This is a genomic window from Kocuria oceani, from assembly GCF_029524215.1.
GTDB classification, from domain to species: Bacteria; Actinomycetota; Actinomycetes; order Actinomycetales; family Micrococcaceae; genus Kocuria; species Kocuria oceani.
Genome location: NZ_JARAMH010000020.1, coordinates 1 through 23130, shown reverse-complemented (window position 1 = coordinate 23130; position 23130 = coordinate 1). Strand labels below are relative to the sequence as shown.

Sequence of the window (23130 nt, the reverse complement as noted above, 5' to 3'; positions counted from 1 at the left end):
TGGTGGCGGGTCACTGCTCGTGGCGGGGATAGGTGAGGAAGACGGTCTCCCCCTCCCCCTGCAGCCGCAGGTCGAAGCGCAGGGAGCCGTCGGCCTCCCGCTGCGCGATCAGGGTGCGGCGGCGCTCCTCCGGCAGCGAGGCCAGCAGCGGGTCCTGCGCCAGCGCCTCGGCGTCCTCGGGCAGGTAGACGCGGGTGAACAGCCGGTTCGTGACGCCGCGTCCGAAGAGGGTCAGCGCGATGAACGGCGCCCGGCCCGGCTCGGTCGGGCCGGGGTCGACGGTCGTGAAGGTGTAGTGCCCGGCGTGGTCCACGGCCGCGCGGCCGAAGCCGGTGAAGGTCCAGCCGTCCCGCCGCAGGGAGCCCGGCGCGGAGGGGACCTCGCCGTTGCCGTCGGCCTGCCAGATCTCCAGCAGGGCGTCGGGCACCGGCACCCCGTGGCCGTCGACGACGTCCCCGTGCAGGCGCACCGCCTGCGGGTGCCCGAACGGCACGAGCTGCTCGCCGCCCTCGTAGGGCAGCGCGTAGCCGAAGAACGGCCCGACGGTCTGGCCGGGGGTGGCCGGCAGCTGGGTCCTCGTGGGGGTCTCATGCATCGGAGTCGCCTTCCGTCCAGGTGCGGTGGGAGCCGCTGAGCACGATGTCCCACCGGTAGCCGAGCAGCCACTCGTGCTCGGAGACCTGGTGGTCGTACCGCGCCACGAGCCGCTCGCGGGCCGCGGGGTCGACGATCGACCGGTAGATCGGGTCGAGGTCGAACAGCGGGTCGTTCGGGAAGTACATCTGGGTGATCATCCGCTGGGTGAAGTCCGTGCCGAACAGCGAGAAGTGCACGTGCGCGGGACGCCACGCGTTGCGGTGGTTCTTCCAGGGGTAGGGGCCGGGCCTGATGGTGACGAACTCGTAGGAGCCGTCCTCGCCGGTGAGGCACCGGCCCACGCCCGTGAAGTTCGGGTCCACGGGCGCCGGGTGCTGGTCGCGCTTGTGGATGTAGCGCCCGGCGGCGTTGGCCTGCCAGATCTCCACCAGCTGGCGGCGCACCGGGCGGCCGTCGCCGTCGAGGACCCGCCCGCGGATCTTGATCCGCTCGCCGATGGGCTCCCCCTGCGCCTGGACGGTCAGGTCCGACTCGAGCACGTGCACGTCCCGGTCGCCGAAGGCGGGGGCGTGCAGCTCGATGGTCTCGGGGTCCGCGTGGTGCAGGTCCTTGGTGGGGTGGCGCAGCACCGAGCTGCGGTAGGGCGCGTAGTCCAGGCGGGGCTGCGTCTCGGCGGCGCCCGAGGCGGCGTACTCCTCACCGATCCGGTCCATCTCCCGGCTCAGCTCCGCCTGGGTCTCGGCCGCGTCGTCGGCGCCCCGGGTCCACGAGACCGGCTCGAAGGCGCCGCCGAGCGCGTCCTGGTCTTCCTCTGCCATGGTTCGACTCCTCTGTTGCGGGGTGGCTGCGCTGTTGCAGGAGGGCTGCCGCACCGGACGGCCGTCCCGGCGGAGGACTCTCCGCACTCTAGCGCATCGGTGCGTTCTTCGTACAAGTGTTCGCGGTGCGAACACCGCGGGAGGTGCCGGGCGACACCTGCGGGTCAGTCCTCGGGCCAGCCGGTGTAGCACTCGGCGAAGTAGGCGGCGCCGCGGGCGGACGAGGTGATCGCGGTGAACTCCCCGTGCCGGCGCTTCTGGTGGAAGGGGTTCTCCCCCGGCTGGGCGTGCAGCAGGTTGGTCGCCCAGTAGGAGAAGTTCTGCGCCTTCCAGACCCGCTCCAGGGCGGTGGCCGAGTAGCCGGCCAGCCCGGAGTCGTCGCCGTCGCGGAAGAAGCCGATCAGCGCCGGCGCGAGGGCGCGGACGTCGCAGAACGCCAGGTTCAGCCCCTTCGCCCCGGTGGGCGGCACCGTGTGGCCGGCGTCGCCCACGAGGAAGAGGCGGCCGTGGCGCAGCGGCTCGCAGACGTAGGAGCGGAACTTCAGCACGGTCTTGTCGAAGATCGGCCCCTGCTGCAGCCGCAGACCGTCCGGTCCGTCGACGCGGCGCTGCAGCTCGGCCCAGATCCGCTCGTCGTCCCACTGGGCGACGTCCTCCTCCGGGTCGCACTGGAAGTACATGCGCTGGACGCTCTCGCTGCGCGAGGAGATCAGGGCGAAGCCGTGCTCGGAGTTCGCGTAGATGAGTTCGGGGGCGCTCGGCGGGGCCTCGGTGAGGATGCCGAACCACGCGAAGGGGTACTCGACGAAGTGGTCGGTGCGCGCGTGCTCCGGGATCGCGCGGCGGCAGACGCTCTGGGATCCGTCGGCGCCCACGAGGACGTCGCAGCGGACCTCGCTCGGCGTGCCCCCGGCGTCGGTGAAGCGGATCCGCGGCCGGTCGGTGTCCAGGTCGAGGACCTCGGTGTCCGTGACCGACCAGCGGACGTCCCCGCCGTCGCGCTCGCGGGCCGCGGCGAGGTCCCAGAACACCTCGTTCTGCGGGTAGAGCCACACGGAGTGGCCGACGAGGTCCTGGAAGTCGATGCGGTGGCTCTCGCCCTGGAAGCGCAGGACGGTGCCCCGGTGCTCGTGGCCCTCGGTGAGCACGCGCCCGTCCACGCCCGTCTCGGTGAGCATCCGCACCGTGGCGGCCTCCAGGATGCCGGCGCGGTGGGTGGTGTGGATCGTGTCCCGGTCGCGCTTCTCCACCACGATGCTGTCGATCCCGGCCCGGTCCAGGAGATGGGCGAGCATGAGCCCCGCCGGGCCGGCGCCGACGATGCCGACGCGGGTCGAGGAAACGGTGCGCTCGGTGCTCATGGGTGCTCCTGGGACGGCGGACGGGATGTGTCCAGTCTCTCAGCGCCCTGTGGGGGCCACCACAGGGCTCCCGTTCAACGGGACAGGAGCGGGCCGCTCAGTCGGCCGTGTCCCGGCGGGTCTGCCGCAGCGTGCGCCGGATGCCGTGCGCCGCGGTGTGCAGGGCCTGGACGATGGCCCCGGCCCGGGCGGCGGGGTCGCCGGCGGGCGTGATCACTCCCAGCCCCGCCACCACCTGCTCGCCCCGGCCGCGCACGGGGACGGCGATGCCGGCCGTGTCCGTCTCGAGGTAGCCCGTCTGCAGGGCGTGCCCGGCGCTCCGGATGCGGGCGAGCTCCTCCGCGAGCACCCCCGGGTCCGTGGGCGAGAGCTCGGTGAGCGCGGGGAGCGGGCCCTCGAGGTAGCTCTCCCGGAACTCCTCGGCGGCGTGGGCCAGCAGCACCAGCCCCGTGGCCGACAGGTGCAGGGGCAGCCGTCCCGCCACCGCGGACCGGACGGGCACCGCCCGCGGGTGGGACAGCCGTTCCACCAGCAGCACCTCCCGGCCCTCCACGATGCCGAGCTGCACGTGCTGGCGCAGCACCGCGTGGATGTCCCCCATGAACGGGCGGGCGGCCTGCGCCAGGCCGAGCTCCCGGGAGGAGCGGTTGGCCAGCTCCCACAGCCGGGTGCCGACGACGTAGCGCCCGCCCTCGACGCGGTCGAGCCACCCCCGGCGGGCCATCTCCCGCACCAGGCGGTGGGCCGTGGCCGGGGGCAGTCCGGTGCGGGCGGCGATGCCGGCCCCGGTCAGCCGGGGCTCCTCCGCCGTGAAGGCCGCGAGGATGCGGTCCGCGCGCTCGAGCACGGACTCCCCGCTGGGTGAGTTGGCCATGGTCCTGCTGGTTCCTTTCCGGAGGCGGAGGGCGCACGCCGGGCGGCGCGCCCGGCGTGCGCCCTGCCGTGCAACGGCGGCAGCCCCGCCCCGGAGGTGCTCCTCCGGGGCGGGGCTGCCGTGCTGATCACCGCGTGATCACGTCCCTGGCAGGACGCCGACCTCAGTTGGACCCGAAGTCGTAGTCCTCCAGCGGGATCGCCTGGAACTCGGCCGGCGCGGAGTTCTCCTCCGCGTAGCTGAAGTCCGAGAACGCCCCCGGCTCCGTGAACAGCGAGGCCTTCGCCTCGTCTGTCGGCTCCACGTCGATGTTGTTGTACCGCGCGAGCCCGGTGCCGGCCGGGATCAGCTTGCCGATGATCACGTTCTCCTTGAGGCCCACCAGCGGGTCGGACTTGCCCTCCATGGCCGCCTGCGTGAGCACGCGGGTGGTCTCCTGGAAGGACGCGGCCGACAGCCACGAGTCGGTGGCCAGCGAGGCCTTGGTGATGCCCATCAGCTCCGGTCGGCCGGCGGCGGGCCGGGTGCTCTCGGCCACCGCCTTCCGGTTGGCCTCCAGGAAGCGGACGTTCTCGACGAGCTCGCCCGGCAGCAGGTCCGTCTCGCCGGACTCGATGATCGTCACGCGGCGCAGCATCTGCCGCACGATGACCTCCACGTGCTTGTCGTGGATGCCCACGCCCTGCGAGCGGTACACGCGCTGCACCTCGTCCACGAGGTGCTTCTGCGCCTGCCGCGGACCGCGGATGCGCAGCACCTCCTTGGGGTCGACGGCGCCCGAGACCAGCTGCTGGCCGACCTCGACGTGGTCGCCCTCGGTGACGAGCAGCTTGGCGCGGCGCAGCACCGGGTAGCCGATCGCCTCGTCCCCGTTGTCCGGGGTCACGACGACCTTCAGCGACTTCTCGGTGTCCTCGAGGCTCACCCGCCCGGCGACCTCCGAGATCGGCGCGACGCCCTTGGGCGTGCGGGCCTCGAAGAGCTCCTGGATGCGGGGCAGACCCTGGGTGATGTCACCGTCCGAGGACGCCACACCACCGGTGTGGAAGGTGCGCATCGTGAGCTGGGTGCCCGGCTCGCCGATCGACTGCGCGGCGATGATGCCCACCGCCTCGCCGATGTCCACGAGCTGGTTGGACGCCAGGGAGCGGCCGTAGCACGCCGCGCACACGCCGACCGCGGACTCGCAGGTCAGCACGGAGCGCACGCGCACCGTGTCGATCCCGCCGTTGAACAGCGCGTGGATCAGCGGGTCGGAGAGGTCCGTGCCGGCCGAGGCGAGGATCTCCCCGTTCGCGTCCACCGCGTCCACCGCGAGCACGCGGCCGTGCACGGTGTTCTCGATGTCCTCGTGCAGGGTGCGCGCACCGGTCTCCGCCACGTCGGCGAGCGGCAGGTTCAGGCCGCGCTCCGTCATGCAGTCCGCCTCGCGCACGATGACGTCCTGGGAGACGTCCACCAGACGACGGGTCAGGTAGCCCGAGTTCGCCGTGCGCAGCGCGGTGTCGGCCAGGCCCTTGCGGGCACCGTGGGTCGCGATGAAGTACTCCAGCACCGACAGGCCCTCGCGGTACGAGGACTTGATCGGGCGGGGCATGATCTCGCCCTTCGGGTTGGACACGAGCCCGCGGATGCCGGCGATCTGGCGGACCTGCATCCAGTTGCCTCGGGCGCCGGAGGACACCATGCGGTTGATGGTGTTCAGCGGCGAGAGGTTGGCCTGCATGGCCTCGGCGACCTCGTCGGTGGCCTTGGTCCAGATGTCGATGAGCTCCGAGCGGCGCTCGTCGTCGTCGATCAGACCGCGGTCGTACTGGCCCTGGATCTTCGCGGCCTGCGCCTCGTAGCCCTCCATGATGGCGGGCTTCTCCGGCGGGGTGGCGATGTCGGAGATCGCCACGGTCACGCCCGAGCGGGCCGCCCAGTGGAACCCGGCGTCCTTGAGCTCGTCCAGCGTGTGCGCCACGGTCACCATCGGGTACCGCTCCGCGAGGTCGTTGACCAGCGCGGACAGGTGCTTCTTGTCCGCGACGGCCTCGTCCCAGGGGTAGTCCTCCGGCAGCGTGTCGTTGAACAGCACGCGGCCCAGGGTGGTCTCCACCAGGACCGGACGGCCCGGCTCCCAGCCCTCGGGTGCGGTCCAGCCCTCGAACGGCACGAAGTCGTCCAGCTCGATCCGGCACAGGGCGTTCAGGTGCAGCTTGCCCGCGTCGTGGGCCATGATCGCCTCGGCCACGGAGGAGAACGAGCGGCCCTCCCCCACCTCGCCCTCGCGGACGGTGGTGAGGTGGTACAGGCCGATGATCATGTCCTGCGAGGGCAGGGCGATCGGCTTGCCGTCCGAGGGCTTCAGGATGTTGTTCGAGGACAGCATCAGGATGCGGGCCTCGGCCTGGGCCTCCGGGGACAGGGGCAGGTGCACGGCCATCTGGTCGCCGTCGAAGTCGGCGTTGAACGCGCCGCACACGAGCGGGTGGAGCTGGATGGCCTTGCCCTCGACGAGCTGCGGCTCGAACGCCTGGATGCCCAGACGGTGCAGGGTGGGGGCACGGTTGAGCAGCACGGGGTGCTCGGTGATGACCTCCTCCAGCACGTCCCACACCTGGGGGCGGTAGCGCTCGACCATCCGCTTGGCCGACTTGATGTTCTGCGCGTGGTTGAGGTCCACGAGCCGCTTCATCACGAACGGCTTGAACAGCTCGAGCGCCATCTGCTTGGGCAGGCCGCACTGGTGCAGCTTCAGCTGCGGGCCGACCACGATGACCGAGCGGCCCGAGTAGTCGACGCGCTTGCCGAGCAGGTTCTGGCGGAACCGGCCCTGCTTGCCCTTGAGCATGTCGGACAGCGACTTCAGCGCACGGTTGCCCGGCCCGGTGACCGGGCGGCCGCGGCGGCCGTTGTCGAACAGCGAGTCCACGGCCTCCTGGAGCATCCGCTTCTCGTTGTTGACGATGATCTCCGGGGCGCCGAGGTCCAGCAGCCGCTTGAGGCGGTTGTTGCGGTTGATCACGCGCCGGTAGAGGTCGTTGAGGTCCGAGGTGGCGAAGCGGCCGCCGTCGAGCTGGACCATGGGGCGCAGTTCCGGCGGGATCACCGGGACGGCGTCCAGGACCATGCCCAGCGGGGAGTTGTCCGTGGTCAGGAACGCGTTGACGACCTTCAGCCGCTTCAGGGCACGGGTCTTGCGCTGGCCCTTGCCCGTGGCGATGGTCTCGCGCAGGGACTCGGCCTCCGCCTCGAGGTCGAAGGTCTCCAGGCGCTTCTTGATCGCCTCGGCGCCCATCGAGCCCTCGAAGTACATGCCGTAGCGGTCCACCATCACGCGGTAGAGCGCCTCGTCGCCCTCGAGGTCGTTGACCTTGAGGTTCTTGAAGCGGTCCCAGACCTGCTCGAGGCGGTCGATCTCCAGGTTGGCGCGCTTGCGCACGTTGGCCATCTGGCGGTCGGCGGAGTCGCGGAGCTTGCGCTTCTCCGCGGCCTTGCCGCCCTCCTCCTCGACGCGGCCGAGCTCGGTCTCGAGGTCACGGGCGATCGCGGCGATGTCGGCGTCGCGGGTGGCCTCCATCTGGGCCTTCTCCCGGTCCACGGCGGCCTGCAGGTTGGGCAGGTCGTCGTGGCGGGCGTCCTCGTCCACCGAGGTGATCATGTACGCCGCGAAGTAGATGACCTTCTCGAGGTCCTTCGGGGCGAGGTCCAGCAGGTAGCCCAGCCGCGAGGGCACGCCCTTGAAGTACCAGATGTGGGTCACGGGAGCGGCGAGCTCGATGTGGCCCATGCGCTCACGGCGCACCTTGGCACGGGTGACCTCCACGCCGCAGCGCTCGCAGATGATGCCCTTGTAGCGCACCCGCTTGTACTTGCCGCAGTAGCACTCCCAGTCCCGGGTGGGGCCGAAGATCTTCTCGCAGAACAGGCCGTCCTTCTCCGGCTTGAGCGTGCGGTAGTTGATGGTCTCCGGCTTCTTGACCTCGCCGTACGACCAGGTCCGGATGTCCTCCGCGGTGGCAAGACCGATCCGCATGAGGCCAAGTGAAGATTCGTTGGACATGAGGGTCCTTTATCTCTTTCTCTGGAAAGTTTGACGTCTCGTCGGGGGTGGAACGGAGGGTCTCAGACCTCTTCGACCGAGCTGGGCTCGGAGTGCGAGAGATCGATGCCCAGTTCCTCGGCCGCCCGGAAGACCTCGTCATCCGAATCGCGCATCTCGATGGTGTTGCCGTCGGCCGAGAGCACCTCGACGTTCAGGCACAGCGACTGCATCTCCTTGATGAGCACCTTGAAGGACTCGGGAACACCCGGCTCGGGGATGTTCTCGCCCTTGACGATGGCCTCGTAGACCTTCACGCGCCCGTGCACGTCGTCGGACTTGACCGTCAGCAGCTCCTGCAGCGTGTAGGCGGCGCCGTACGCCTCGAGCGCCCAGACCTCCATCTCGCCGAAGCGCTGGCCGCCGAACTGCGCCTTACCGCCCAGCGGCTGCTGGGTGATCATGGAGTACGGGCCGGTCGAGCGCGCGTGGATCTTGTCGTCGACCAGGTGGTGCAGCTTCAGGATGTACTGGTAGCCCACCGACACCGGGTCGGGGAACGGCTCGCCGGAGCGTCCGTCGAACAGCCGGGCCTTGCCGGACCGGTCGATCAGGCGCACGCCGTCGCGGGTCGGGTTGGTGTGGTCGAGGAGGTCGAAGATCTCCTCCTCGCGCGCGCCGTCGAACACCGGGGTCGCCACGTTCGTGGGGCCCGACTGCTTCGGGAAGTTCGGCAGCCGGTCCAGCCACTCGGGGTCGCCCTCGATGTTCCAGCCCTGCTTGGCCAGCCAGCCGGTGTGCACCTCGAGGACCTGCCCCAGGTTCATGCGGCCGGGCACGCCCAGCGGGTTGAGGATGATGTCCACCGGGGTGCCGTCCTCCAGGAACGGCATGTCCTCCAGCGGCAGGATCTTCGAGATGACGCCCTTGTTGCCGTGCCGGCCGGCGAGCTTGTCGCCGTCGGTGATCTTGCGCTTCTGCGCCACGTACACCCGGACCACCTGGTTGACGCCCGCGGGCAGGTCGTCGTCCTCGTCGTCGCGGTCGAAGACGCGCACGCCGATGACGGTGCCGGACTCGCCGTGGGGCACCTTCAGGGACGTGTCGCGCACCTCGCGGGACTTCTCGCCGAAGATCGCGCGCAGCAGCCGCTCCTCCGGGGTGAGCTCGGTCTCGCCCTTGGGCGTGACCTTGCCGACCAGGATGTCGCCGGCCTGGACCTCGGCGCCGATGTGGATGATGCCGCGCTCGTCGAGGGCGGACAGCACCTCCTCGGACACGTTGGGGATGTCCCGGGTGATCTCCTCGGCGCCCAGCTTGGTGTCGCGGGCGTCGATCTCGTGCTCCTCGATGTGGATCGAGGTGAGCACGTCCTCGGAGACCATCCGCTGGGAGAGGATGATCGCGTCCTCGTAGTTGAGGCCCTCCCAGGACATGTAGGCCACCAGCAGGTTCTTGCCCAGGGCCAGCTCGCCCTGGTCCGTGGACGGGCCGTCGGCGATGACCGAGCGCTCCTCGACGCGCTCGCCCTCGGAGACGATCACGCGCTGGTTGTAGGTGTTGCCCGGGTTGGAGCGCGTGAACTTGTTGATCGGGTAGACGGTGGTCGTCCCGTCGTCGTTGAGCACGCGCACCAGGTTGGCGGAGACCTCCTCGACCACGCCGGCCTTGCGGGCCAGCACCGAGTCGCCGGCGTCCAGGGCCGCGTAGCGCTCCATGCCGGTGCCCACGAGCGGGGCCTCGGACTCGAGCAGCGGCACGGCCTGGCGCTGCATGTTGGCGCCCATGAGCGCGCGGTTGGCGTCGTCGTGCTCGAGGTACGGGATGAGCGCGGTCGCCACGGACACCATCTGCCGCGGGGACACGTCCATGAACTGCACGGCGGTCGGGTCGACCAGCACGGCCTCGCCCGAGCCGTCGGCGGCGCGCGCGAGGACCGCGTCCTCGGCGAACCGGTTGTCGGTGGTCAGCGGGGCGTTGGCCTGCGCGATCGTGACGCCGCGCTCGTCGTCGGCGGTGAGGTACTCGACGTCGTCGGTCACCACGCCCTCCACGACCTTGCGGTACGGGGTCTCGATGAAGCCGAACGGGTTGATCCGCCCGTAGGTCGCCAGCGAGCCGATGAGGCCGATGTTGGAGCCCTCAGGGGTCTCGATCGGGCACATGCGGCCGTAGTGCGACGGGTGGACGTCACGGACCTCCATGCCGGCGCGGTCGCGGGAGAGACCGCCGGGGCCCAGCGCGGAAAGGCGCCGCTTGTGGGTCAGCCCCGCCAGCGGGTTGTTCTGGTCCATGAACTGCGACAGCTGCGAGGTGCCGAAGAACTCCTTGATCGCCGCCACGACGGGACGGATGTTGATCAGGGTCTGCGGGGTGATCGCCTCCACGTCCTGGGTGGTCATGCGCTCGCGCACGACCCGCTCCATGCGGGAGAGCCCGGTGCGGATCTGGTTCTCGATCAGCTCGCCGACCGCGCGGATGCGGCGGTTGCCGAAGTGGTCGATGTCGTCGACGTCCACGACGATCTCCCGGGCCTCGCCGTTGCGCACACCCTGGATGGTGCCGCCGCCGGCGTGCAGGGTCACGAGGTAGCGGATCATCGCGACGATGTCGTCGACGGACAGCACCGAGGCGTCCTCGTCCTCGAACGCCTTGTCCAGGCCCAGCTTGCGGTTGATCTTGTAGCGGCCCACCTTGGCGAGGTCGTAGCGCTTGGCGTTGAAGTACATGTTGTCCAGCAGCGCCTGCGCGGCGTCGACCGTGGGGGGCTCCCCCGGGCGCAGCTTGCGGTAGATGTCCAGCAGCGCGTCCTCGCGCGAGTCGACGGTGTCCTTCTCGAGGGTGGCGCGGATCGAGTCGAACTCCCCGAACTCCTCGAGGATGCGGGACTCGCTCCAGCCCAGGGCCTTGAGCAGCACGGTGACGGACTGCTTGCGCTTGCGGTCCAGGCGCACGCCCACCTGGTCGCGCTTGTCGATCTCCAGCTCGAACCAGGCCCCGCGGGAGGGGATGATCTTGGCGGAGTAGATGTCCTTGTCCGAGGTGCGGTCCTGGCCGCGCTCGAAGTAGGCGCCCGGGGAGCGGACGAGCTGGGACACGACGACACGCTCGGTGCCGTTGATGACGAAGGTGCCCTTCTCGGTCATCAGCGGGAAGTCGCCCATGAACACGGTCTGCTGCTTGATCTCGCCCGTGTTGTTGTTCATGAACTCGGCCTTGACGTACAGGGGCGCCGAGTACGTGGCGTCCCGGTCCTTGCACTCGTCCATGGTGTACTTGGGCTCGTAGAACTCCGGCTCCGAGAAGGACAGGGACATGGTGCCCTGGAAGTCCTCGATCGGGGAGATCTCCTCGAAGATGTCGGAGAGCCCGGAGGTGCGGGCGATGCCCTGCTCGCCGCTCTCGACGGCCTGCTGGACGCGGGCCTGCCAGCGCTCGTTGCCGACGAGACGGTCGAAGCTGTCCGTCTGGAGGGCCAGCAGGTTCGGCACGTCCAGCGGTTCGTGGATCTTGGCGAAGGAGATGCGGCGCGGGAGGTTCCCGTCGGCCGGGCGGTTAGCGGTTACGTTCGAATCGGTGCTCGAGGCGACCAAGATGGATTCCTTCCACAGACCTGCAGTTGAATCGCGCAGTTCCCGAGATCGGGGTTACGGGTGTGCGCGGGCCAGCGCGCTGAGCCGCTGGTTCGCGCCCCGGGGGTGCCCACCGCTATATGAAGGCACGCAGAATGAGGGACAACGCAAATATCTAGCATAGGCCGGAGTGGCCGGTCTGTCCACCCGGCCGGTGGACGCGGGCGCCCACCGGCCGTAGGATGAGGAATTTCGTGCCGTGCGTCTCAGCTGCGGCGATAGAAGGGCAGCCCGACGACCTCCACGGGGGCGCGGCGGCCCCGCACGTCGGCCTCGAGCGGGACCCCGGCCTCCAGCGCCGCCGGCCGCACGAGGGCCATGGCCACCGGGTGGCCGAGGGTCGGTGACGGGACGCCGCTGGTGACCTCGCCGACCGTCTCGTCCCCGGCGAGCACCGTGTTGCCGGCCCGGACGGGGCGGCGGGTGAGCCCCCGCAGGCCCACCAGCACCCGGGCCGGGGGCGCGTCCGCCTGCTCCTCGAGCGCCGCCCGCCCCACGAAATCGCCCTTGCTCCGCAGCGCCGCCTCCACGAGCCGGCCCAGCCCGGCCTCGAACGGCGTGATGTCCGGGCCGAGCTCGTGGCCGTACAGCGGCATCCCCGCCTCGAGGCGCAGCGAGTCGCGGGCGGCGAGCCCGGCGGGCACGACCCCGCGGTCCTCCCCCGCCGCGAGCAGCGCGTCCCACACGGTGCGCGCGTGCTCGGGGGCCACGTAGAGCTCGAAGCCGTCCTCGCCCGTGTACCCGGTGCGGGCCACGAGCGCGGGCGCCCCGGCGACCTCGGTGGTCGTGCAGGCGTAGTACCCCAGCTCCCGCACGGCGTCCGGGTCGGCGCAGCCGGCGGCGAGCAGCGTGTCCTGGGCCGCGGGGCCCTGGACGGCCACCAGGGCGGTGGCCTCCGTGCGGTCCTCGACCGCGACGTCGTGGCCGTCCGCGCGCTCCTCCAGCGCCCGCAGCACGGTCGCCGTGTTCGCCGCGTTGGGCACCACCAGGAACCGGTCCTCGGCCAGGCGGTAGGTGATGAGGTCGTCCAGGACCCGGCCGGCCTCGTCGACGAGGAGCGAGTACTTCGCCCGGCCGGGGGTCACGGCGCTCATCCGGGCGACGACCGCCGCGTCCAGGAACGCGGCCGCGTGCGGGCCCTCCACGGCGATCTCGCCCATGTGGGACAGGTCGAAGACCCCGGCGGCCCGGCGCACCGCGTGGTGCTCGGCGACGTCGTTGCCGTACTTGAGGGGCATCTGCCAGCCGCCGAAGTCGGTGCTCACGGCACCGGCCTCCCGGTGGGCGGCCTCCAGCGGCGTGGTGCGGGGGCTCATCGGGCGGCCTCCGCCGGCGCGGCCGAGGCGAAGGCCTCGATCGGCGGGCAGCTGCAGACCAGGTTGCGGTCCCCGGCGGCGTTCTCCACCCGGCCCACGGGCACCCAGTACTTCGCCAGCCGCAGCTCGGGCAGGGGGTAGGCGGCCTGGGAGCGCGGGTAGGCGCGCTCCCAGGAGTCGGCCGTGAGCACCTCCGCGGTGTGCGGGGCGTGGCGGAGCACGGAGTCCTCGAGCGCCACCTCGCCGTCGGCCACGGCCTGCATCTCGGCGTGGATCGAGCGCATCGCGGCCACGAAGCGGTCCAGCTCGGCGAGGTTCTCCGACTCGGTGGGCTCGACCATGAGGGTGCCGGCCACGGGGAACGCGAGCGTGGGGGCGTGGAAGCCGTAGTCGACCAGCCGCTTGCACACGTCCTCGGCGGTGACCCCGGAGGCCTTGGTGAGGGGGCGCAGGTCGAGGATGCACTCGTGGGCCACGAGCCCGCCGGGGCCGGTGTACAGCGTCGGGAAGACGTCCGCGAGCCGGGCCGAGACGTAGTTGGCGCTGAGGATCGCGGTGCGCGAGGACGCGGTGAGCCCCTCGGCGCCGGCCATGGCGATGTACATCCAGGAGATCGGCAGCACCCCGGCGGAGCCGTAGCGGGCCTGGGAGACGGGGAAGGTCTCGGCGCCCGCGCCCGCGTCCGCGGCGGCGGGGTCCTCGGGCAGGAACGGCACCAGGTGCTCGGCGACCGCCACCGGCCCCACCCCGGGCCCGCCGCCGCCGTGCGGGATGCAGAAGGTCTTGTGCAGGTTCAGGTGGGAGACGTCCCCGCCGAAGCGGCCGGGACGGGCCAGGCCCATGAGGGCGTTGAGGTTGGCGCCGTCCACGTAGACCTGCCCGCCGGCGTCGTGCACGGCCGCGCAGACGGCGGTGACCTGCTCCTCGAACACCCCGTGCGTGGAGGGGTAGGTGATCATGATCCCCGCGAGCTCGTCCCCCACGGCCGCGATCTTCGCGTCGAGGTCGTCCAGGTCCACGGAGCCGTCCGCGGCCGTGGCCACCACCACGACCTTCAGGTCGGCGAGCACCGCGGACGCCGCGTTGGTGCCGTGGGCGGAGGACGGGATGAGGATGGTGGTGCGCCGGTCGTCCCCGCGGGAGAGGTGGTAGCGGCGGATCGCCAGCAGACCGGCGAGCTCCCCCTGTGACCCGGCGTTGGGCTGGACGGACACGGCGGCGTAGCCGGTGATCTCCGCGAGCCAGGACTCCAGCTGGGCGATGAGCTCCCGGTAGCCGACGGTCTGCTCCTCGGGGGCCAGCGGGTGGATCGAGGCGAACTCGGGCCAGCTGATGGGCTCCATCTCCGCCGCCGCGTTGAGCTTCATGGTGCAGGAGCCCAGCGGGATCATGGTCCGGTCCAGGGCCAGGTCCTTGTCCGCGAGGGAGCGCAGCCAGCGCATCATCGCGGTCTCGGAGCGGTGCAGGGTGAACACCGGGTGGGCGAGGTAGGAGTCGGTGCGCAGCAGCGCGGCCGGCAGGTCCCAGCCGGCGGTCCCGTCCGCGGGGGCGGAGGCCCCGAAGGCGGCCAGCACCGCGTCCACGTCGCGCTCGTCGTGGGGCTCCCCCACCGAGACGGACACGTGGTCGGCGTCGGCCCGGCGGACGTTGACGCCGCGCTCGGCGGCGGCCGCGACGACCGCGTCGGCGCGGCCGGGCACCTCGGCCAGGACGGTGTCGAAGAACGTGCCGTGCACCACCGGCACCCCGGCGGCGGAGAGCCCCTCGGCCAGCCGCGCGGCGAGCCCGTGCACGCGCTCGGCGATGGCGCGCAGCCCGTCCGCGCCGTGGTACGCGGCGTAGGCGCCGGCGACGATGGCCAGCAGCGCCTGGGCCGTGCAGATGTTGGAGGTGGCCTTCTCGCGGCGGATGTGCTGCTCGCGGGTCTGCAGCGCCAGGCGGTAGGCCGGCCGGCCGGAGGAGTCCACCGAGACGCCCACCAGGCGACCGGGCAGATTGCGCTCCAGGCCCTTGCGGCAGGCCATGAACGCGGCGTGGGGCCCGCCGAAGAACAGGGGCACCCCGAAGCGCTGGGCGGAGCCGACGGCGATGTCCGCGCCCTGCTCCCCCGGGGAGCGCAGGAGGGTGAGGGCCAGCAGGTCGGTGGCGACGGCCACCAGCGCGCCCTGCGCGTGGGCCTGCTCCGTGCGCTCCGCCAGGTCGGCGACGTCCCCGTCGACGCCGACCTGGGTCAGGACCACGCCGAAGAACTCGCCCTCGGGCAGGCCCTCGGCGAGGTCGGCGACGACCAGGTCGATGCCCACGGCCCGGCAGCGCCCGCGCAGCACGGCGAGGGTCTGCGGCAGGGTGCGGGAGTCCACGGCGACGCGGCGGCTGCCGGACCTGCGGTTGGCGCGGCGCATCATGAGCACGGCCTCGGCCACGGCGGTGGCCTCGTCGAGCAGGGAGGCGTTGGCCAGGTCGAGGCCGGTGAGGTCCATGACGGCGTTCTGGAAGGTCAGCAGGGCCTCGAGGCGGCCCTGGGAGATCTCCGGCTGGTACGGGGTGTAGGAGGTGTACCAGGCGGGGTTCTCGAGGATGTTGCGGCGCAGCGCGGGCGGGGTGACGGTCTCGGCGTAGCCCTGGCCGATCATCTGGGTCATCACCCGGTTCTTCGCCGCGATCCGGCGCAGGGCGGTGAGCGCCTCGTGCTCCGACATGGGCTCCGGCAGCCGCAGGGGCTCGTCGCCGGCGATGCTGCGGGGGACCGCGCGGGCGACGAGCTCGTCGAGGTCGGCCGCGCCGACGGTCTCGAGCATGATCCCGGTCTCGGCCGCGTCCGGTCCGAGGTGGCGTGGAAGGAAGGACAAGGTCAGCTCCTCGTGGTTCGAGGCCCGGTGGGGCCCGTCCGACCCTCCCCGCTCTGTTCGCTGACCTGAGAGTTTTCACCGGCTCCGCGCAGGGCCGGCTTGCACCGTCGGTGGTCCCCGCCCGGGGCCGGTGGCCGGGGGCGGTTGACCTCTTCAGAGTGGCCTGCTCGCAGCGGTACGGGTGCCTGAGAGATTCCCGGGGAGGATTTGCTCCTTCGGCGCCGCCGGCCGTCCGGGGGCGGACGGCGGCGGACTCTCCCGCTGCGGGTGGGCGGCCGATGTGGTTGTGCCTCCAGTGTCCCACACCCCGGCGGGCACGGCACGAGGCCCCGGACGCCGTGCGTCCGGGGCCTCGTGGGATCGGGTGCGCCGTGGCGCCTCCGGGAGGGTCCTACTTGAGGGTGACGGTGGCGCCAGCGCCCTCGAGGGCCTCCTTGGCCTTGTCCGCGGCCTCCTTGTTGGCGCCCTCGAGGACGGCCTTGGGGGCCGAGTCCACGAGGTCCTTGGCCTCCTTGAGGCCGAGGGAGGTCAGCGCGCGGACCTCCTTGATGACCTGGATCTTCTTGTCGCCGGCGGCCTCGAGCACGACGTCGAACTCGGTCTGCTCCTCGGCCTCCTCGGCGGCGGCGGCCGGAGCGGCGGCACCGGCGACGGCCACGGGGGCGGCGGCGGTGACGTCGAAGGTCTCCTCGAAGGCCTTGACGAACTCGGAGAGCTCGATGAGGGAGAGCTCCTTGAACGCGTCGATCAGTTCAGCGGTGGTGAGCTTGGCCATGGTGTGGCTCCTTTTCGATGGTGTGCCCCGGCCGGGTTCGTCGGCGCGGGACGGTCTGGTTCCGTGGTGAGAATGTGCCTCGCGGCGGGGTGCTGGTCAGGCGCCCTGCTCCTCGACCTTGGCGCGCAGCGCCTCGGCCGTACGGACGGTCTTGGACAGCGGGGCCTGGAACAGCGCCGCGGCCTGGGACAGGGACGCCTGGGCGGCACCGGCCACCTTGGCCAGCAGCACCTCGCGGGACTCGAGGTCCGCGAGCTGCTTGATCTCCGCCTCGCTGAGGGCCTTGCCCTCGAGGTAACCGCCCTTGACGACGAGCTGCGGGTTCGCCTTGGCGAAGTCACGCAGGCTCTTGGCGGCCTCGACGGGGTCCCCCGAGATGAAGGCGATCGCGCTCGGGCCGGCGAGCTGGCCGTCGAACGCGTCGATGCCCATCTCCTTGGCCGCGATCGCGGTCAGCGTGTTCTTCACCACGGCGTACTCGGCGTTCTCACCGAGCGAGCGGCGCAGCTCCTTGAGCTGGGCCACGGTGAGGCCGCGGTACTCAGTCAGGACAGCGGCGTCCGAGTTGGAGAACAGTTCCTTCAACTCGGCGACCGCGGCTGCCTTTTCCGGGTTCGCCATGGTACTCCTTCCGGTCTTCGATGCCGGCCGCTGCCGGAAGGGCCCGGGCACAGAAAAAGCCCCGCGCAGATGCCCGGGGCTCCGCGGCCCACCCCTGGTCCGGGGCGTGCTCGCCGTGCTGGTTCACCTGCGCTGGCCGTTCCTGGCGGAACTCTTACGGCTGCTCCCCGTTCCGCACGCTCCTGAACGGGAGCGCACGAGGCAGGGAGAACACGACCGGCGGTCTTTGGTACAGCCCACCCTACCCGAGGGCCCCGGGGCCGCCAAATCGGCGCCGCCCGCGCGAAGCGGCTCCGTCCCCGGGCGGTCAGGCCGCCGGGAACTCCCGGGACCACACGCCGCTGCGCCCGGCGACCCGGAAGCCGAGGCGGTGGTTGACCCGGCTCATCCGGTCGTCGCCGCTGTGGGACCACGAGTACACGGTGCGCACGGCCGGGGCCAGCCGTTCGAGCTGCTGCAGGTTCGCGAGCTTGAGACGGGTGGCGAGCCACCGGCGGCGGTGCTCGCGCAGCACCACGGTCTCGTCCTGCATCCCGATCACCGGGTCCTCCCCCGCCAGGACGATCTCGGTCATCCCGACCAGGTGCCCGGTGGTCCCGTGCTCGGCGACGGCGACCAGGGACACGTTGCCGGCCTCGGCGCGCAGCTGCTCGGTGCGGCGCACCCGCTCGGCGTCCCAGGGCTCCGGGTCGGCCTCCACCGGGGCCAGGAAGGAGTCGGCGGCCATCCGCGAGTGCAGGGCGGCGAGCTCGTCGAGCCGCTCCTCGGGGGCGGGCCCGGTCCACACGTGGATGCGGTACGCCTCCGGGGCCGGCGAGGCCGCGACCTCGCGCAGCAGGGCCTGCACGCGGGCCGGCGGCAGGGGGACCTCCAGGACGCCGAAGTCGCTGACCGACTCCAGCCGGTACCCGGCGTGGAGGGCGAAGCGGGTCTGCCGGTTGGAGACGGGCAGGCGGCCGGAGCCGTCCGCGGCGTCGACCCATTCGACCATCCCCGGGGTGATCACGGGGAAGACCCCGGTCACGCTGCCGTCGCCCTGGATCTCCTCCGGGCCGGGGTGCTCGGTCTGGATCCGCAGGTGCCGGCGGGACTCGCCCACCGCGAGCTGCTCGGCCGCGCCGAGCAGCTCGCTGCCCGTGCCCTGCGAGGTGACGTCGGGGTCCACGTCGACGGTGATGTGCGCGGTCCCGGTGGAGGCCACCAGGGGCATGCGCACCTCGGCCCGGCCCGCGAGCCGGTCCCCGGCCCAGGCCAGCAGCACCACGACCCGCTCGAAGGGGTCCAGCAGGTCCCGGTAGAGCTCCTGCGCGTCGCCCGTGAGGTCCGAGATGCCCCACACGTGCTGACGGGACCGGCGCACGAGACCGGCGACCCGGCCCAGCAGCTCCTGGGCGGCGTCGTCGAAGTCGTCGGGGATGCGCATCTGCTCGATCCGCACTGGGGGGTGCTCGATCACGGGGACTCCCTTCCGGAGGGCGGCGGTGCCCCCGGGCTCGCGTGGGTGGAACGACGGGGGGCCCGGCCGCTGCGGCCGGGCCCCCCGTGCGGGCCCGCTGGGGCCCGGTGTGCGGCGTCAGGCGCCGACGACGACCTCGGTGGCGTTCGGGTCGACCGGGATGCCCGGGCCGAACGTGGTCGAGACGGTCGCCTTGGTGATGTAGCGGCCCTTCGAGGCGGAGGGCTTCAGGCGCAGGATCTCCTCGAGCGCGGCGCCGTAGTTCTCGGCCAGCTTCTCGACCTCGAAGGAGGTCTTGCCCACGATGAAGTGCAGGTTCGAGTGCTTGTCGACGCGGAAGTCGATCTTGCCGCCCTTGATGTCGTTGACGGCCTTGGTCACGTCCATGGTGACGGTGCCCGTCTTCGGGTTCGGCATGAGGTTGCGCGGACCGAGCACCTTGCCCAGGCGCCCCACCTTGCCCATCATGTCCGGGGTCGCCACGGCGGCGTCGAAGTCGGTCCAGCCGCCCTGGATGCGGGCGATCAGGTCGTCGGAGCCCACGTGGTCGGCGCCGGCCTCCTCCGCGGCGGCGGCCTTGTCGCCGGTCGCGAAGACGACGACGCGGGCGGTCTTGCCGGTGCCGTTGGGCAGGTTGACCGTGCCGCGGACCATCTGGTCCGCCTTGCGGGGGTCCACGCCGAGCCGGAGGACGACCTCCACGGTGGAGTCGGTCTTGGCGGTGTCGATCTCCTTGGCCAGGGCCACGGCCTCGGCCGGGCTGTAGAGCCCCTCGCCGATCCGGGCCGCTGCCGCCTGGTATGCCTTGCTGCGCTTTGCCATCTGCTTCTTCTCCTTGTGCAGTTGTGGTCTGCGGACCGCGCTCGGTCCTGCCACGTCAATAACGGTGGGTGGTGTCAGCCGAGGCTGATCACTCGACCTCGATGCCCATCGAGCGGGCGGTGCCGGCGATGATCTTCGCCGCGGCGTCGATGTCGTTGGCGTTGAGGTCTTCCTTCTTGGTCTCGGCGATCTCCCGGACCTGGTCCATGGTGAGCTTGCCGACCTTCTGGGTGTGCGGGACGCCGGAGCCCTTGGCGACGCCGGCGGCCTTCTTGATGAGCTGCGCGGCGGGCGGGGTCTTGGTGACGAACGTGAACGAGCGGTCCTCGTACACCGTGATCTCCACGGGGACGATGTTGCCGCGCTGGGACTCCGTGGCCGCGTTGTAGGCCTTGCAGAACTCCATGATGTTGACGCCGTGCTGACCGAGGGCCGGGCCCACGGGGGGCGCCGGGTTGGCGGCGCCTGCCTGGATCTGCAGCTTGATGAGGCCGGAGACCTTCTTCTTCTTGGGAGCCATGTGCTGGTCCTTCTTCTGCTGGACGTACCGGCGCACAGGAGCGTACGACGGCGGGTGGCCGCCGTGGCGCGGCGGCCGGTCGGCCCCGGCGGCGAAGCATGCGCCGCGGGGACGGGAACGGTGGGCGGGCGGTCGCGCCCGCCGGGTCAGATCTTGGAGACCTGGTTGAAGCCGAGGGTGACGGGGGTCTCGCGCTCGAAGATCGACACGAGGACGACGAGCTGCTGGGACTCCACCTTGATCTCGGAGATGGTGGCGGGGAGGGTCTCGAAGGGGCCCTCCTTGACGATCACGGACTCCCCGACCTCGAAGTCGACGTCGATCTGCGGCTGCGCGCTCGGCTGGGCGGCGGCCTCGCCGCCGGCGCCCTGCGGGGCCTCGAACACCGGGTTGAGCATCTCGAAGACCTCGTCCAGGCGCAGGGGGACGGGGTTGTACGCGTCCTGGCCCACGAAGCCCGTCACGCCCGGGGTGTGGCGCACCGCGCCCCAGGAGGCGTCGGTGAGGTTCATGCGCACCAGCACGTAGCCGGGGATCCGCACCCGGCGGACCACCTTGCGCTGGGCGTTCTTGATCTCGACGACCTCTTCCATGGGCACCTCGATCTGGAAGATGTCCTCCTCCATGTTGAGGGACTGGATGCGGGTCTCGAGGTTCGTCTTCACACGGTTCTCGTAGCCGGCGTAGGTGTGGATGACGTACCAGTCACCCTCCTGGCGGCGCAGCTTGGACTTGAACTCCTCGACAGGGTCCACCGCGGGGGCCTCGTCCGGAACGGGCGCCTCCTCGGCGAGGGGTGCCGCCGCGGACTCCTCCGGGGCGTGGGCGGCCGCGAAGTCCTCCTCCTGCACGGAGGACTCGGACTCCGGCAGCGCCGGGGCCTGCTGGTCGACCTCGGCCGGTGCCTCGGTGCCGTTTTCGAGCTCGTGCTCGGTCACTGGATCTCCCTGTTCTGTCGTGGATGTCGTGCTCTGCTGGGCCACGGTCGCCGTGCGCGGTCCGTGCGCCGCCCGGGTCATCCGGCGGCGTCGCCCTGCCCGAAGATCCACAGCGCGGCCTGCCCGAACGCGAGGTCCAGGACGGAGATGAGCACCATCATGAACGCGACGAACACGAGGACGACCAGCACGTAGTTCACCAGTTCGCGCCGCGTGGGGGTGACGACCTTCCGGAGCTCCCCGACGACCTGGCGCAGGAAGAGGAACAGGCGCCCGAAGATGCCGCGAGGACTCTCGGCGCCCTGCCCCGGGGGCTGGCCCGACGCCCTGCCGGCGGTGGTCTGCGACATCGGCTCTCCCTGTGTGGACTCGTGCGGGCCGTGCGGTGCTGCCGGCCCGCCGTCGCCGTGCGGGCCCGGCGCCCCCCGGAGGGGGCGCCGGATCCGCTCCGGACTGGAGCAGGGCAGACAGGACTCGAACCTGCAACCTGCGGTTTTGGAGACCGCTGCGCTACCAATTGCGCCACTGCCCTTCGCGCCTCACGGCCTCGACCGGCGTGCGCACGCCGGCCTCGATCGCTCGGACCCGGTCACCGACTCTACCACCCGGCACCGCCGCGACGGCGCGCCCGGGCAGGCGTCGATGACACCAGTCGTCCATCCTAGGGGACCGGGGCGCGCCGGTGCAATCCGCCCGGGAACGGCGGCGCGCCCCGCCCCCGGGCCCCCGGGCGGCCCCGAGTAGCATGGGGCAGGTCCGCACCGCCGCCGCCGCGCACGGCGGCGCCCGTCCGTTCCCCCTTCCAGGAGGCCCCCGGTCATGACCGCATCCCGCATCTCCCGGCGCGTCGGCGCCATCGCAGAGTCCGCGACGCTCGCGGTGGACGCCAAGGCGAAGGCGCTCAAGGCCGCCGGCCGCCCCGTGATCGGCTTCGGGGCCGGGGAGCCCGACTTCCCCACCCCGCAGTACATCGTGGACGCCGCCGCGGCGGCCCTGCAGGACCCGGCCAACTTCCGGTACACGCCGGCCGCGGGCCTGCCCGAGCTGCGGAAGGCGGTCGCCGAGCAGACCGCGCGGGACGACGGGTACGCCGTGGAGCCCTCGCAGGTGCTCGTCACCAACGGCGGCAAGCAGGCCGTGTTCCAGGCCTTCGCCACGGTCGTGGACGAGGGCGACGACGTCCTGCTCCCCGCCCCGTACTGGACCACGTACCCGGAGGCCATCAAGCTCGCCGGCGGCAACCCGGTGGAGGTCTTCGCCGGCCCGGAGCTCGGCTACAAGGTCACCCCGGAGCTGCTCGAGGAGGCCTGCACGGAGCGCACCAAGGCGCTGCTGTTCTGCTCCCCGTCCAACCCCACCGGCGCGGTGTACTCCCCCGAGGAGACCGCCGCCGTGGGCCGCTGGGCGGCCGAGAAGGGGATCTTCGTGCTCACCGACGAGATCTACCAGCACCTCACCTACGACGGCGTCCCGTTCACCTCGATCGCCGCCGCCGTGCCCGAGCTGGGCGACCGGGTGGTGATCCTCAACGGCGTGGCCAAGACCTACGCGATGACCGGCTGGCGCGTGGGCTGGATGATCGCGGCCCCGGACGTGGTGAAGGCCGCCACCAACCTGCAGTCCCACCTGACCTCCAACGTCAACAACGTCGCCCAGCGCGCGGCGCTGGCCGCGGTGTCCGGGCCCCTCGACGAGGCCCACCGGATGCGGGAGGCGTTCGACCGCCGGCGCCGGACCATGGTGGAGGCGCTGAACGCCGTCGAGGGCGTGGAGTGCCCCGTGCCCACCGGCGCCTTCTACGCCTACGCCGACGTGCGCGGGCTGCTCGGCCGCCGCTTCGACGACGCCGTGCCGCAGACCTCGGCGGAGCTGGCCGAGCTGATCCTCGAGCGGGCCGAGGTCGCCGTGGTGCCCGGCGAGGCGTTCGGGCCCTCCGGCTTCCTGCGGCTGTCCTACGCCCTGGGCGACGACGACCTCGCCGAGGGCCTGCGCCGGCTCCAGGAGTTCCTGGGGAGCGCCGCGTGAGCGCCCTCGACGGCGCCGTGGCCGCGGCGGAGTCGGTGCCCGCCGCCGTGCTCGTGACCGGCGGGCTGATCGGCGGCTACGCGACCGCCCGGGCGACCGGCGTCCGCCCCCTGGGCGGGGCCGTGCTGGCCGCCGCGGGGGCGGCGGCCGCCCACTCGTGGTGGCACCGCGGCGGCCCGGCGGCCACGGCCGCGCTCGGTGGGCTCTACGTCCTGGGCTTCGGGCTCTCGCACCCGCTGGCCAAGCGGATCGGCGCCTGGCCCTCGGTGCTGGCCGTCACCGCCGTCAACGCCGCCGCCAACGCCGTGCTGGTGGACCGTCCCGGCCGCTGAGCCGCGCCGACCCGCGACGCCGCCCGTCCCCTCCCCGGGGACGGGCGGCGTCGTCGTCGGCCGGGCCGGGGCTCAGTCGCCCACGGCGTCGCGGCCGCGCCGGACGATCAGCGGGTCGGGCGGATAGACCACCGCCGGGTCCTTGTCCTCGTAGTCGAACTGGTCCA

17 protein-coding genes, 1 tRNA gene, 1 pseudogene and 1 riboswitch are annotated in these 23130 nt (G+C 71.9%); of the genes and pseudogenes, 2 read left to right on the top strand and 17 right to left on the bottom strand.

What is annotated here, in order from left to right:
* Positions 1 to 10: 10 nt before the first annotated feature.
* The 16 genes from pcaG to PU704_RS16680 form a co-directional block, all read right to left on the bottom strand.
* Positions 11 to 595 carry a protocatechuate 3,4-dioxygenase subunit alpha gene (pcaG, locus tag PU704_RS16755; RefSeq protein WP_277552101.1) on the bottom strand — a complete coding sequence of 195 codons (585 nt, stop codon included), beginning with the start codon at positions 593 to 595 and terminating at the stop codon, positions 11 to 13.
* Positions 588 to 1415, bottom strand: a complete 828-nt coding sequence (pcaH, locus tag PU704_RS16750; RefSeq protein ID WP_420871643.1) for a protocatechuate 3,4-dioxygenase subunit beta — start codon at positions 1413 to 1415, stop codon at positions 588 to 590. Before pcaH ends, pcaG begins: the two co-directional genes overlap by 8 nt.
* 164 nt (positions 1416 to 1579) lie before the next feature.
* Positions 1580 to 2776 (bottom strand): 4-hydroxybenzoate 3-monooxygenase, encoded by a 1197-nt coding sequence (locus tag PU704_RS16745; protein ID WP_277552100.1) that lies wholly within the window; start codon positions 2774 to 2776, stop codon positions 1580 to 1582.
* 97 nt (positions 2777 to 2873) lie between these two features.
* On the bottom strand, positions 2874 to 3650 hold the full coding sequence (locus PU704_RS16740) for an IclR family transcriptional regulator (RefSeq protein WP_277552099.1): 777 nt from the start codon (positions 3648 to 3650) through the stop codon (positions 2874 to 2876).
* Between the two features lie 163 nt (positions 3651 to 3813).
* Positions 3814 to 7698, bottom strand: a complete 3885-nt coding sequence (locus PU704_RS16735; protein WP_075871087.1) for a DNA-directed RNA polymerase subunit beta' — start codon at positions 7696 to 7698, stop codon at positions 3814 to 3816.
* Between the two features lie 62 nt (positions 7699 to 7760).
* Positions 7761 to 11270 carry a DNA-directed RNA polymerase subunit beta gene (gene rpoB / locus PU704_RS16730; RefSeq protein WP_277552098.1) on the bottom strand — a complete coding sequence of 1170 codons (3510 nt, stop codon included), beginning with the start codon at positions 11268 to 11270 and terminating at the stop codon, positions 7761 to 7763.
* Between the two features lie 245 nt (positions 11271 to 11515).
* Positions 11516 to 12625, bottom strand: coding sequence for a glycine cleavage system aminomethyltransferase GcvT (gene gcvT / locus PU704_RS16725; protein ID WP_277552097.1), 1110 nt, complete (start codon positions 12623 to 12625; stop codon positions 11516 to 11518).
* Complete coding sequence (gene gcvP, locus PU704_RS16720) at positions 12622 to 15474, bottom strand: aminomethyl-transferring glycine dehydrogenase (protein WP_277552096.1); 2853 nt, start codon at positions 15472 to 15474, stop codon at positions 12622 to 12624. The genes gcvT and gcvP overlap by 4 nt, the downstream gene beginning before the upstream one ends.
* 163 nt (positions 15475 to 15637) lie before the next feature.
* Positions 15638 to 15745, bottom strand: a riboswitch (glycine riboswitch).
* A 120-nt stretch (positions 15746 to 15865) separates the two neighbouring features.
* Positions 15866 to 16249, bottom strand: a complete 384-nt coding sequence (gene rplL / locus PU704_RS16715; RefSeq protein WP_047803902.1) for a 50S ribosomal protein L7/L12 — start codon at positions 16247 to 16249, stop codon at positions 15866 to 15868.
* A gap of 96 nt (positions 16250 to 16345) precedes the next feature.
* Entirely contained in the window at positions 16346 to 16870 is a 525-nt protein-coding gene (gene rplJ, locus PU704_RS16710; RefSeq protein ID WP_062734975.1) for a 50S ribosomal protein L10, read from the bottom strand.
* Between the two features lie 307 nt (positions 16871 to 17177).
* Positions 17178 to 18326 carry a GNAT family N-acetyltransferase gene (locus PU704_RS16705; RefSeq protein ID WP_277552095.1) on the bottom strand — a complete coding sequence of 383 codons (1149 nt, stop codon included), beginning with the start codon at positions 18324 to 18326 and terminating at the stop codon, positions 17178 to 17180.
* 117 nt (positions 18327 to 18443) lie between these two features.
* On the bottom strand, positions 18444 to 19148 hold the full coding sequence (gene rplA / locus PU704_RS16700) for a 50S ribosomal protein L1 (protein WP_047803899.1): 705 nt from the start codon (positions 19146 to 19148) through the stop codon (positions 18444 to 18446).
* 88 nt (positions 19149 to 19236) lie between these two features.
* The gene (rplK, locus tag PU704_RS16695; RefSeq protein ID WP_047803898.1) at positions 19237 to 19668 is read right to left on the bottom strand and encodes a 50S ribosomal protein L11; all 432 of its coding nucleotides are present in this window, start codon (positions 19666 to 19668) and stop codon (positions 19237 to 19239) included.
* 146 nt (positions 19669 to 19814) lie between these two features.
* A complete protein-coding gene (nusG, locus tag PU704_RS16690) occupies positions 19815 to 20606 on the bottom strand; it encodes a transcription termination/antitermination protein NusG (RefSeq protein WP_047803897.1) in 792 nt (263 codons plus the stop codon).
* Between the two features lie 77 nt (positions 20607 to 20683).
* Positions 20684 to 20956, bottom strand: coding sequence for a preprotein translocase subunit SecE (secE, locus tag PU704_RS16685; RefSeq protein WP_047803896.1), 273 nt, complete (start codon positions 20954 to 20956; stop codon positions 20684 to 20686).
* A gap of 109 nt (positions 20957 to 21065) precedes the next feature.
* Positions 21066 to 21138, bottom strand: a tRNA-Trp gene (locus PU704_RS16680).
* A gap of 287 nt (positions 21139 to 21425) precedes the next feature.
* On the opposite strand from PU704_RS16680, the gene PU704_RS16675 reads away from it, so the two are divergent.
* Both PU704_RS16675 and PU704_RS16670 read left to right on the top strand, forming a co-directional pair.
* Positions 21426 to 22631, top strand: a complete 1206-nt coding sequence (locus PU704_RS16675; RefSeq protein ID WP_277552094.1) for a pyridoxal phosphate-dependent aminotransferase — start codon at positions 21426 to 21428, stop codon at positions 22629 to 22631.
* Complete coding sequence (locus PU704_RS16670) at positions 22628 to 22963, top strand: hypothetical protein (RefSeq protein WP_082157441.1); 336 nt, start codon at positions 22628 to 22630, stop codon at positions 22961 to 22963. The genes PU704_RS16675 and PU704_RS16670 overlap by 4 nt, the downstream gene beginning before the upstream one ends.
* 72 nt (positions 22964 to 23035) lie before the next feature.
* Here the strand turns inward: PU704_RS16670 and PU704_RS16665 are convergent.
* Positions 23036 to 23130 (bottom strand): annotated as a pseudogene (locus PU704_RS16665) (polyphosphate kinase 2); the annotation flags it as partial.

Bases quoted from the DNA above. Each gene is read 5' to 3' on its own strand.
- rplA (WP_047803899.1), bottom strand. From the start codon at position 19,148: ATGGCAAAGCGCAGCAAGGCATACCAGGCGGCAGCGGCCCGGATCGGC.
- pcaG (WP_277552101.1), bottom strand. From the start codon at position 595: ATGCATGAGACCCCCACGAGGACCCAGCTGCCGGCCACCCCCGGCCAG.
- gcvT (WP_277552097.1), bottom strand. From the start codon at position 12,625: ATGAGCCCCCGCACCACGCCGCTGGAGGCCGCCCACCGGGAGGCCGGT.
- PU704_RS16740 (WP_277552099.1), bottom strand. From the start codon at position 3,650: ATGGCCAACTCACCCAGCGGGGAGTCCGTGCTCGAGCGCGCGGACCGC.
- PU704_RS16735 (WP_075871087.1), bottom strand. From the start codon at position 7,698: ATGTCCAACGAATCTTCACTTGGCCTCATGCGGATCGGTCTTGCCACC.
- rplK (WP_047803898.1), bottom strand. From the start codon at position 19,668: ATGGCTCCCAAGAAGAAGAAGGTCTCCGGCCTCATCAAGCTGCAGATC.
- PU704_RS16745 (WP_277552100.1), bottom strand. From the start codon at position 2,776: ATGAGCACCGAGCGCACCGTTTCCTCGACCCGCGTCGGCATCGTCGGC.
- rplJ (WP_062734975.1), bottom strand. From the start codon at position 16,870: ATGGCGAACCCGGAAAAGGCAGCCGCGGTCGCCGAGTTGAAGGAACTG.
- pcaH (WP_420871643.1), bottom strand. From the start codon at position 1,415: ATGGCAGAGGAAGACCAGGACGCGCTCGGCGGCGCCTTCGAGCCGGTC.
- rplL (WP_047803902.1), bottom strand. From the start codon at position 16,249: ATGGCCAAGCTCACCACCGCTGAACTGATCGACGCGTTCAAGGAGCTC.
- PU704_RS16675 (WP_277552094.1), top strand. From the start codon at position 21,426: ATGACCGCATCCCGCATCTCCCGGCGCGTCGGCGCCATCGCAGAGTCC.
- secE (WP_047803896.1), bottom strand. From the start codon at position 20,956: ATGTCGCAGACCACCGCCGGCAGGGCGTCGGGCCAGCCCCCGGGGCAG.